This window comes from Flavobacterium aciduliphilum (assembly GCF_003268855.1).
In the GTDB taxonomy this organism is placed as follows: domain Bacteria; phylum Bacteroidota; class Bacteroidia; order Flavobacteriales; family Flavobacteriaceae; genus Flavobacterium; species Flavobacterium aciduliphilum.
Genome location: NZ_QLSZ01000001.1, coordinates 1 through 11,078 on the forward strand (window position 1 = coordinate 1; position 11,078 = coordinate 11,078).

Sequence of the window (11,078 nt, forward strand, 5' to 3'; positions counted from 1 at the left end):
TCACAAGAATAATGCTTCTTTAAAACTAATTCTACACATTCTAACTTAAATGCATAATCATACTTGACTTTTCTTTCCATAAAAATACCCCCAAATAGTGTCTAACTTTTTGGGGGCAGTGCAATAAAGTTCGCTTTTTTCTATTATCTCAATATTGTTTGGGTTCTATTAGGTCCTACCGAAAGTATTTTAATAGGAACTTCTACAAATTCTTCTATAAAAGCTATATATTCTTTCAGTGATTTAGGTAAGGCCTCAAAGGTTGTTAATCCTGTCAAATCAACATGCCATCCCTCAAATTCTTTGTATATAGGAGTTACTAATGTGTCATCAATACTATACGGTAAATGATGAATGGTTTCTCCCTGATAATCATAGGCTACACAAACTTTTAAGGTTTTAAAACCTGTTAACACATCCCCTTTCATCATCATCAATTGGGTCACGCCGTTAATTTGTATGGCGTATTTTAAAGCGACCAAATCAAGCCAACCGCAACGTCTTTTTCTCCCTGTTACCGAACCAAATTCGTTTCCAACCTGAGCCATCACATCGCCGTCAGTCCCAAAATCTTCTGTTGGAAAAGGTCCCGACCCCACCCGAGTTGTATAAGCTTTAAAAATACCAAACACCTCTTTAATTTTGTTTGGAGCAATTCCCAATCCTGTACAAGCACCCGCTGCCGTTGTATTAGAAGACGTGACAAAAGGATAGGTTCCAAAATCTACATCCAATAGTGAACCTTGTGCGCCTTCACATAGAATTGATTTTCCTTGTTTTTGGGCTTGAGCTAAATATTCTTCACTATCAATAAATGGAAGCGATTTTAATGTTTCTATGGCTTCAAAAAACTCGTGCTCCAATTCTTTTAAATTATATTCTATCTTCGCATCATAAAACGCAATCATCGCTTCATGTTTATCAGCTAATGAACGATACCGTTCTTTAAAATCATCCCGTTCAATATCACCTACACGCAAACCATTACGCCCGGTTTTATCCATATACGTAGGTCCAATTCCTTTGAGTGTAGACCCTATTTTTGCTTTACCTTTCGAAGCTTCCGAGGCGGCATCGAGCAAACGGTGTGTAGGCAAAATCAAATGAGCTTTTCTGGAAATCAATAATTTAGATTTCAAATCCATTTGAAAAGACGCCAAACCTTCCAGTTCACTTTTAAAAACAACTGGGTCAATCACAACGCCGTTTCCAATAATATTAATGCTGTTTTTGTGAAAAATACCCGATGGAATGGTACGTAAAACATGTTTTATCCCATCAAATTCAAGGGTATGTCCCGCATTTGGACCGCCTTGAAACCGAGCGATGATATCATATTTAGACGTTAATACATCTACAATTTTTCCTTTCCCTTCATCCCCCCATTGTAAGCCCAGTAATAAATCTATTGTCATTGTGTTGTTGTTGATTGAGTTGTTATATGGTAACTGTATTCTAGTTGATTTTTAAAAAATTAAGATTCTTTTTGATTTTTTTGAGTAGCATAAAAATAAAGGGAGTGATTGTTTATTTCGATACCAAAAATGTCTTCTAAAGTTTGCTTGATGGACTGAATTCTAGGGTCACAAAATTCAATAACTTGTCCTGTATCGGTCATGATGATATGATCGTGTTGCTTATCAAAATATGACTTTTCATAATGCGCCTGATTTTGACCAAACTGATGTTTACGCACTAATCCACAATCGAGAAGCAATTCAATCGTATTATATAAGGTGGCACGAGAAACCCTATAATTTTTATTTTTCATTTTGATGTACAAATTTTCAATATCAAAATGCTCTTGACTGTTGTAAATTTCTTGTAAAATGGCGTAACGCTCGGGCGTTTTTCTATGTCCATTAGTTTCAAGATAAGCTGTAAAAACATTTTTTACAGTTTCTTGATTTTTAGCAATATCAGTTGTTTGTGTCATAGTAGCGCAAAGATAAATGTTAGTTTAAAAGAATAAAAGATAATGTCAATAAATTTTAAGTGTATTCTTTTTTTATACTGTTTCCTAGCTCATTATAAACATCTATTGTTCATAAGCAAATCCATTAAACACATCATTAAGACTAAAAAAAGAAATATAACACAACTATAACAAAATATTATTAAAACACTAATACTTTTTTAACATTTATACATACAATTTTGTTTTACCACATGCGTTATTGCAATAAATAGTTGCACCAAAAACTATTTGTTTAACAAAAATCTTTTTTATTATGGCAATTTCGCATTGTACCATCGGGTACCATCAATTTGGAACCTCTGCATTAGACACCTTTGCTAATCAGGTGTATAATGGGATTTTTAACAATCCAACGACCTTTCCTTCTCCTGTCATTGACAAAGTAGTTTTTGAAGACTTTCAACACAATTTTAGTATTGCAGCAGCAGACTATGCCTTGTATGGAGCTACAAAGAAAACTATTTTTACCAAAGCCAAAAAGAAGTTGATTGATGCTCTTGACCTTTTAGCCGATTATGTTGACACTACAGCCAATGGAGACGAAGCCATCATTATTGCAAGTGGTTATACTCCTAGTATTACCACCCCACAAGGAAACATCCCTCTGACACGTATTGAAATGTTTATTGCTAAACGTACAGAAAATGAAGGCGAAATTTATGTTGAAATTCCTCCTATAACAGGACATGGAAGCATTAACTATTTTTGCATTTGCAGTGAAGGAGAACCTTTGGCAAATCCTACATTTGTAGAAGGAAAATTGGTATTGGAAAATAACGCAAATAAAATTCGTTATGATCTCTCTAAATCAAGAAAAAAATACTTTAAAGGCCTAATGGTAACCACTATGTATTATTTCTATGTTTTTGCAAGCAATACTGTAAGTGTGGCTCCTTTGAGTAATCCTAAAAATGTTATAGCCGCCTAGCGTGATCTTCATTCATTATCAATCTAAAGGCTGCCCAAAAGCAGCCTTTTCTATTGCCTATTCCTCATTTTTATTTTTATATCTAACAATATCTCTTTCATTATCATTCAATAAGCTAATATCTTTATCAATGGAACGCTCTTTTGGTGTTGAATCTAAAAGAGTATTTGCTATTTATTTTGCCTTTAATCCTCTATGATATTTTCGATATTCATCGGGGGTTTTTTGTTCTCTAATTCTAAAAAAACGGCAAAAATTGGAATGACTTTTAAAACTTAACTGGTATGAGATTTGGCGAGCTGGAATCTGTGTTTCAACCAGTAGAGCTTTGGCATGTTCTAACTTTCTATCAATCACATAATTATAAGGCGTTTTGCCTATGTACCTTGTAAAATTTTTAATAAAATGATGCACTTTCCAAGGGGTTATCTCTGCCAATTTCTGCACTTCGATACGTTCGGTAACATGTTCATGAATGTAACTAATCACTTTCTTAATCAAAAAAGGATTATCGTCTGTAATGGTATCCACATGCCGCATGATGTCTAAATTTTTATATTTTATATTATTTAAAACAATCGATACAGTAGTTTTAACATCAATAGCTTTATAGGGCTTCACAATATACCCATAGGGTCTGGTTTCACTAGCTTTGTCTAGTGTTAATTTGTCGGTATACGATGTAATGTAAATAAAAGGAATCAAATCCTTTCCTAACAAATAACGCCCCAAGTCAATCCCATTTTTATCACTTTTTAAGTTAATGTCCAACAGCACCAACGAAATGGGTTCGTTTGCTAGTACTTCAAGAGCATAGTCAACATTATCCACATCAATTATAACCTTATAGCCCTCCTCTTTCAATATATTTTTTATATCTCTGGCTATCAAATATTCATCTTCAACAACTAAAATGGTATGTTTCATTTTTGTTTTTATTATTTTGTTTGTTCTTTAAAAAATATCTTATAGTGAGTACCCTGAACATCTGTCAATTTGACAAAAGTGCCTTGCAATTGTTTGATCAACATTTCTACCAATTCAAGTCCTAAAGTGTTTTTTGAATGAGACTCCGAATATCCAACACCATTGTCTTTAAAATAGATAATATACTCTTTCTCATCTATTTTTTCAAAAATGATTGAAATGCTTCCTTTAAAATTGTTGGGGAAAGCATGTTTATATACATTCAAAAGGAGTTCGTTTATAATTAAACCCAAAGGAATAGCAGTAATTATATCAAAATATATTGAATCAATATCAATAGCTATACTTATTGTTTGTCCTGAGTTTAATCGTGCATTTTCAAAATGTACCAATAGTTGTTCAAGATAGTTTTTAAAATCAATTTTATCAACACTTTCACTTTCATACAAGCTTCTATGAATTAAAGACATAGACTGTATTCTATCCTCTGCTTTGGTAACAAACTCTTGTATAGACTTATTTTTACTTTCTTTGGCTTGAATATTGAGTAAACTCATAATAATTTGCATATTATTTTTAACCCTATGATGAAGTTCTTTCAATAATACATTTTTAACATTTAACGAATCATTTACTTGTTTAGAAAAATTTTCTAAATTATTTTTTTGGGAGAGTATTAATTTGTTTTTCTTATAGATTTTTAAATAAAAAATAATTAAAATAATTAAGATTAAAATTGATGCTAATAACAATGAAGTGATTAATACTAAGTAATATTTTTGATTTTTAAGTGTTAATTCTTTATTTTTGTTTTGGATTTCTAATTGTTTTAATCTTATTTTTTTTTCTTTGCTATCAAATTTAAGCAGTAAGGCATTTATATCTTTCTCTTTTTCATTCTTAACCACTTTGTTATTTAACTCTGTATATTTTAATAGATATCTGTACGCATTAGTATAGTCTCCAAGCAGATACTGAATAGTTGCTAAATCTTTATATAAAACTCTATAAATTTCATTTGAGCATCTATCAGAATTATTTAACATATTAACAATACCAACACTTTTGGTTTGATAATATAAAGCAGATTTGTAATTCTTTTTTATTTGATAATTTTTTGCTAACAAATTGTAAGCTTCTAATTTATATTTATCTGAAACGGGATATTGTAATATTATTTTACAATATTTTATTGCTAAATCTGTTTGTTTTAATGAAGAATAAAGTTCCGTTAAAACATTTAAATTGTTAACAATAATTTCAAGGTTGCCTATGTCTAAATTAATCTTATTTGCTTTTAGGGCATATTTTAATCCCTTAGTATACAACTTTGCACCATTATACGCAGCAGCCACTGTAGTATATAATAATGACTTTGTTTGAATATCTAAATTTTCTAATTTTGCTGCTAGTTGCAATATCAAATCGGAATATTCTGTAGCTTTATCCCAATTTTCATTATATATATATAAAGTAATCACTTCATTATAGCAATTGATGACTCCAAAATCATTTTTTGTTTTTTGAAAATATAGAATAGCAATATTTTGAGCTTTTAAAGCTTTATCTAACTGATTTTTTCTAGCATAACTGCAACCTAAAAAATACTGTAATGATGCAATTTGGTTATAAAAATGATGTTTTTTAGCTTCAATGAGCGCATCTGTAGCCTCTTTCTCTGCAAAGGAAATATTACCATTGTAATAATTAGCCACAGCGTTATAAAATAATGCGTCTAAATATTTCTGCTTGTTATTGTTCTTTTTAAAAATTATTGAAGCTTTATTAGAATTTTCAATAGAGCCTTTATAATCTCCTTTAGTAACCAAATACGAAGCATTTAATAATGAATATAAGCCCAATGCATTATAATCTTTTTTCTTTTGAGCGGTTGTTTTTAAAAGTTCAGCATAATATTTATATGTGGCTATTTCCATTGGTTGGTATTTAACACATAAATCAAATATAAGCTCGCTTTTTAGCGAGTCATTTTGCTCTTTTCGTATTTTTTTTTTAATGATATTTATAGTCTTTGTGTCTTGTGCAAAGACACAATTACTAATAGAAAAAACAACTAACCATATAATAATTAATTTTTTCAAAATAAATTCTAAATTCTATTATTAATAATCTACTTAGTTAGTAAACCTTTAATTTTTTTTACTAGATCGTCTTTTCTATTTAATAAGACTTTGTTTTTTGTATCCAGTTCAGTTAATTGGTGGTCTAATTTCTCTAATCTATTGGCGATTTCTTGTGTTGCAGAAACATTCAACATGGCAATGGCTTCATAATCGACATTTCGAAAATCATCTACTTCTTTACCAAAAACAAATACTTTTTCGGTAATGGGTTTGTCAACTTTAAAGAAATCGTTTGTAACTTGAGTTACCTTCACTTCTATGTCACCAGTACCTATAATCAATTTAATTCTATCTCCTGGTTTAAAGTCTGTTATCAAATTAATTTGTCCATCAGTAGCTTGAGCTGATTTATACACATTTGGAATAAAACCTTTTGACTGGTGAACTGCTTGTGGATAAACTTTTTCAACTTGTTGCGCTATGACCTTTTTATAAGAACTTGCATCAGAAATACTGTCTTTTTTAGTATAATCAGTTATTTCAATTTGTTTTAAAATTTGCAAATCATTTTTACTGTTACTTTTTCCTTTGATGTTTTTTATTCGAGCATCTGAAAATGCATTGAACTCATCTGAAGCGATTCGCCAATCGGCCCAAATACTGTACGAATTATATGCCTGTCCCGAACGATATCCTGTAAGTTCTGATGTACTGCCCTTTAGAAAAGCATAATTAGAAACAGTATTGTTTTGACTGCCAATTACTGTTAGTTTTGCATTATAAGAATTTAAATAGGAATTACCAATTACAATTTTACCAGAATTATCTATTGTAAGAGCATTTGTTACTATTGGACTTAAAGTACTAGAAACAGCATTAAAAGTTAGCCCGTTATTAAAATCATAGTTCGAAAAAAACCAGTATTTTGCTGCATTGGATTGTGTTTTAGAATTTGAAATTAAATTCACATTTCCATTTTTTGTAATAAAATCTGTAGAGCCCGTGTTTTGAACTATAATAGTACCCATAACATCCAACTTATAATTCGGTTTATTAATGCCAATACCTACATTACCATTGTCAGCTAAAATCATATTGTTATTGGCATTTTGATTGGAACCATCATAGGATGAAAAAAACAATCCATCACGACTACTAAATCCCGCAATGTTAGCCTCATTTCTAATTCTCCAATTTTGTTTAACATCAAAAGGCGTTTTTAAGGAGTTATTCAAATTCAGAAAAGGTCCAGTTACGGTATCCAATTCAGAAAAAAGACCTCCCGACACACTTCGAATAGTTCCTTGTACATCTAATTTATTAGATGGCGTAAAATTAGTTCCTATCCCGACATTCCCATTACTTTCAATGGTCATATTCGAATCGTTACCAATTCCTCCATTTGTATCTAAATCTGAATAAAACTTAATCGGTGCTTGGTTGGTTCCTAATCTTATCCAATAACTCGAACGGCAGGAATACAAACCCAAATTTGCTGAATTTGTTATACCTACCAGCCCACCTGTTTGAATGACACCATTCTTGATAAATATTTTATCAGTGGTTAACGTTTGATTATAAGAAGGATTTCTATAATTGACAAAAACCGTTGAAGCAATTGAATTGGTTGCATTAAATTTAATTTGATAATTATCATCATATCCCATGTCAAAAACATTACCATACTGATAGACATGCCAACCTAGATTAAAAGGATCAAAATAAGGTTGAACGTAATTAAAATCATTAAGTTGGTATGTATTGAATGCAAATTTTCCAAAGAAATTATTTGGTGTTGGTGGATAATTGCCACTACCATCATTGCTGACAACCGCGTCGACATTAAACTTAAAACAACTATTTGCCGCTGCATCATTATTCAATGTTAAACCTGATGATGCATTGTAAATATGGTAATTAGCGACGGTGTAAAAAGGAGCAGAAGTAGTTGTAAGTCCTAAATTCCCTGAGGGAAGTGATGGAGTCAACCTAGTAACGTTAATAAGACGATTCCATTTACTGTTAAAACAGATGTACGGACCCGCAACAACATCATTAATAGCTTGCTTGTTATATACCATCATCCCGTCAGTAAATTGAGAAAGTGGACTAAACGAAGTTGTATTTGTTAAATTAACTCTAGGCAATAAAATGCTATTATTTCCAGCTATCTCTAAAACTGCGTTATTGTTTGAAACAGTTCCTAAGTTTGTTCCCAATTTTGTCGGACTGAATTGCGCATTTCCAGCTGTTACAATTACAAACAAAGTGATAAAAATACTAATTTTTTTCATTTCTCTATTTTTTATTTATTTGCAATTCTTTTAATTTTGATTCGATGTCTGTCAATGCTTGTTCTAATTGCTGATTTTGTTTTAAGAGATTTTGTATTTTATTTTCTGCACTTTCTAATTCTTTAATCAATTCTTGTGTTGCAGAAACGTTTAACATAGCGATAGCTTCATAATCGACATTTCTAAAATCATCCACTTCTTTGCCAAATACAAATACTTTATCGTTAATGGATTTGTCAATTTTAAAAGAGCCCTTTTCCACTTGAACTACATTCACTTCTAGTTCTCCAGTAGCTACTATCAATTTAATTTTATCGCCAGGTTTCAAGTCTGTTGCTAAATTGATTTGTCCATCAACTGCTTGCGCTGATTTATACACATTTGGAATAAAACCCTTGGTTTGGTGAACTGCTTGGGGATACACTTTTTCAACCTGTTGCGCTATCACCTTTTTGTACGAACCAGCATCGGCAATACTGTCTTTTTTAGTATAATCGGTTATTTCTATCTGCTTTAAAATATGCAAATCATTTTTGCCGTTACTTTTTCCTTTGATGTTTTTTATGCGCGCATCCGAATAAGCATTGAACTCCGATCCTGCAATACGAGATTCTGCAAGAATACTATATCCAATATTATTTTGTGTCGCAGACATATAACCCGTGATACTTGTTTGATTGTTACTTAAATAACCATAATTCGATATGTTTTGGGGGTTTCCAAACCCTTTTATTTCAAGTTTTGCTTTAGTAGTAGCTGAGCCTGAACCAATACTTACATTACCATTATCTCCTAGTACTAAACTAGGAACTTGCATTGAGGTTTCAAAACTAAGTCCACTAGATGTATTAGATAATTTCCAATTGTATCCTGAAGTTCCTACTGTTTTTGTAGTATTAAGTAGCGATATGTTTCCGCCTGTAGCATTATTTTCAGATGCAATTAAATCGCCACTAGCCATGACAGTACCATTGACTTCTAATTTTTGTTGTGGATTGTTCGTTCCAATACCAACATTGCCATTGTCAGCCAAAAACAAATGGTCATAAGCATTTTGATTGGAACCATCATAGGACGAAAAAAACAACCCATTGCCAGATCCTCCGCTATCATAAGCATTTCTTATTCTCCAATTTTGTTTTGCTCCAACAGTCGTTTTTAAGGGATTATTCAAATTCAAAAAAGGCCCAGTTGTAGTATCCAATTCAGAAAAAAGACCTCCCGACACGCTTCGAATAGTTCCTTGTACATCTAATTTATTAGTTGGCGTAAAATTAGTTCCTATCCCGACATTCCCATTACTTTCAATGGTCATATTCCAATCGTTACCAATTCCTCCGTTAGTATTCAAATCAGAAAAAAATCTTATCGGTGCCTGATTAGTTCCTAATCTTATTCCATCTCCTGATTCACATGAATACAAACCCAAATCAGATGTGTTGGATATTGCGGTATTTCCTCCTTTTTGTATTACACCATTAGCGACTTGCATACGTCCATCAACATATAACGGTTGTAATAAAGTAGGAATTGTGGTGGCACTTCCAACATACAAGTTGTTAAAAGTTGTCTTTCCCCATAAATTTATGGTATTAGCCGAAAATCGTAGACTTGTCGGACTACCATTTGTTGCATCGGCGGAAAGAAAAGGCGTTTGGGTTGCAGGATCAGTCCAACTTGTTAATTGAAATGAACTATTGGAACCGTTGATAACGTTTCTGGCACTATAGCCTAAGGTTCCACTTAATAAGGGTCCCGTATTAAGCTGAAATCTTGCCTCGGCATTGCCATTAGTTGAATTTAACGTAAAATTATTGTTTGAGAGTGTTAATCCATTAGCGTTACTCTATGTTAAATTAGGCGATGATGAAACCGAAGTTCCAGTTCCAAACAATACTTGATTGGAAGAATTGGAGTCATTATAAGCTAATCCAATCCATTTGGAGCCATCCGCATAATATAGTCCAGGACTAACATCATTTGCAGTAGCTGTATTGTATACAATCATCCCTTGTGTAAAACTACTTAAGGGCGAAGCCGAGGTAGTTTGAGTTAAAGCCATTCTTGGAAAAAGTATTCCTTTATTAGTACTTTCAACTTCAAGAGCCGCATCACTATTGATAACGCCCAAATTGTCACCTAATTTTAACCTTACTTGTCCAAAAGTAACACCATTGAAAAGTGTTATTATTACTAATATAAAAAGTGTTTTTTTCATAAAAAAATGTTTTTTCATGTGTAAAATTTAATCAATTAACCACCAGTTTGTTCCGTCGCTTTGAATACGTAGTGTTTTAGGATAATTTAATGAACTTAAAGTACTGTATGTTGATGCTCCTGATTTGGTTAGATTGATAGCTGGAGTTATGGTCAGTACATTAGTTGATTCATCAATTTTCCTAATTACAAGTATTTTACCCGTATTAGAGCTTGCTGTAGGTAAAGTAATAGTAAATGCTGATGACCAATTATCGCATAGAATCGTATCCATTACTGAAGTTAAAGTTGTAGTAGTAGATATGGTTGTAATTGCACTAACACTATTATTACTTGCTGCCCAATTTGTACCATTATATTTAATGATTTGACCTGATGAAGCGCCAGAATTGCTCAGTTTAGACAATGAAATACTTGCCGTTGTGCTAATGTCAGCATCTACAATTGTTCCATCTGCAATTTTAGCAGAGTTCACCGCACCAGTAGCAATGGTAGTTGCACTTTGTGTGCCTGTTACATCTCCTGATATACTGCCTGTAAATGAAATAGTTGTTGTAGCTGTAGCAGCATTACCTCCAATGCTTAAATTAGCAACAGGAGTTGTAGATGTAACCACTAAAGGAGCTGTTCCTGTGGCAACAGTAGAAGTT

Annotated in this window: 8 protein-coding genes and 1 pseudogene; 1 reads left to right on the top strand and 8 read right to left on the bottom strand. The window is 32.1% G+C overall.

Annotation, left to right across the window (positions count from 1 at the left end):
* Positions 1–143 precede the first annotated feature (143 nt).
* Both CLV55_RS00005 and CLV55_RS00010 read right to left on the bottom strand, forming a co-directional pair.
* Positions 144–1,415: an adenylosuccinate synthase gene (locus CLV55_RS00005; protein ID WP_112111692.1), complete on the bottom strand. Its 1,272-nt coding sequence runs from the start codon at positions 1,413–1,415 to the stop codon at positions 144–146.
* Positions 1,416–1,474: 59 nt separating this feature from the next.
* Positions 1,475–1,936, bottom strand: coding sequence for a Fur family transcriptional regulator (locus CLV55_RS00010; protein ID WP_112111693.1), 462 nt, complete (start codon positions 1,934–1,936; stop codon positions 1,475–1,477).
* Positions 1,937–2,231: 295 nt separating this feature from the next.
* Here CLV55_RS00010 and CLV55_RS00015 point away from each other — a divergent pair, with 295 nt between their 5' ends.
* Positions 2,232–2,906, top strand: a complete 675-nt coding sequence (locus tag CLV55_RS00015; RefSeq protein ID WP_112111694.1) for a hypothetical protein — start codon at positions 2,232–2,234, stop codon at positions 2,904–2,906.
* Between the two features lie 174 nt (positions 2,907–3,080).
* On the opposite strand, the gene CLV55_RS00020 is transcribed toward CLV55_RS00015, so the two are convergent.
* The 6 genes and pseudogenes from CLV55_RS00020 to CLV55_RS12805 all read right to left on the bottom strand — a co-directional run.
* On the bottom strand, positions 3,081–3,833 hold the full coding sequence (locus CLV55_RS00020; RefSeq protein WP_112111695.1) for a response regulator transcription factor: 753 nt from the start codon (positions 3,831–3,833) through the stop codon (positions 3,081–3,083).
* 11 nt (positions 3,834–3,844) lie between these two features.
* The gene (locus CLV55_RS00025) at positions 3,845–5,935 is read right to left on the bottom strand and encodes a tetratricopeptide repeat-containing sensor histidine kinase (RefSeq protein WP_112111696.1); all 2,091 of its coding nucleotides are present in this window, start codon (positions 5,933–5,935) and stop codon (positions 3,845–3,847) included.
* 29 nt (positions 5,936–5,964) lie between these two features.
* Entirely contained in the window at positions 5,965–8,211 is a 2,247-nt protein-coding gene (locus tag CLV55_RS00030) for a tail fiber domain-containing protein (RefSeq protein WP_112111697.1), read from the bottom strand.
* 4 nt (positions 8,212–8,215) lie between these two features.
* On the bottom strand, positions 8,216–9,766 hold the full coding sequence (locus CLV55_RS00035) for a tail fiber domain-containing protein (RefSeq protein WP_112111698.1): 1,551 nt from the start codon (positions 9,764–9,766) through the stop codon (positions 8,216–8,218).
* A 291-nt stretch (positions 9,767–10,057) separates the two neighbouring features.
* Complete coding sequence (locus tag CLV55_RS00040; protein ID WP_146739508.1) at positions 10,058–10,429, bottom strand: hypothetical protein; 372 nt, start codon at positions 10,427–10,429, stop codon at positions 10,058–10,060.
* 27 nt (positions 10,430–10,456) lie between these two features.
* Positions 10,457–11,078 (bottom strand): annotated as a pseudogene (locus CLV55_RS12805) (hypothetical protein); the annotation flags it as partial.

Coding starts and splice junctions, on each gene's coding strand:
- CLV55_RS00005 (WP_112111692.1), bottom strand. CDS start 1,415: ATGACAATAGATTTATTACTGGGCTTACAATGGGGGGATGAAGGGAAA.
- CLV55_RS00010 (WP_112111693.1), bottom strand. CDS start 1,936: ATGACACAAACAACTGATATTGCTAAAAATCAAGAAACTGTAAAAAAT.
- CLV55_RS00015 (WP_112111694.1), top strand. CDS start 2,232: ATGGCAATTTCGCATTGTACCATCGGGTACCATCAATTTGGAACCTCT.
- CLV55_RS00020 (WP_112111695.1), bottom strand. CDS start 3,833: ATGAAACATACCATTTTAGTTGTTGAAGATGAATATTTGATAGCCAGA.
- CLV55_RS00030 (WP_112111697.1), bottom strand. CDS start 8,211: ATGAAAAAAATTAGTATTTTTATCACTTTGTTTGTAATTGTAACAGCT.
- CLV55_RS00040 (WP_146739508.1), bottom strand. CDS start 10,429: ATGAAAAAAACACTTTTTATATTAGTAATAATAACACTTTTCAATGGT.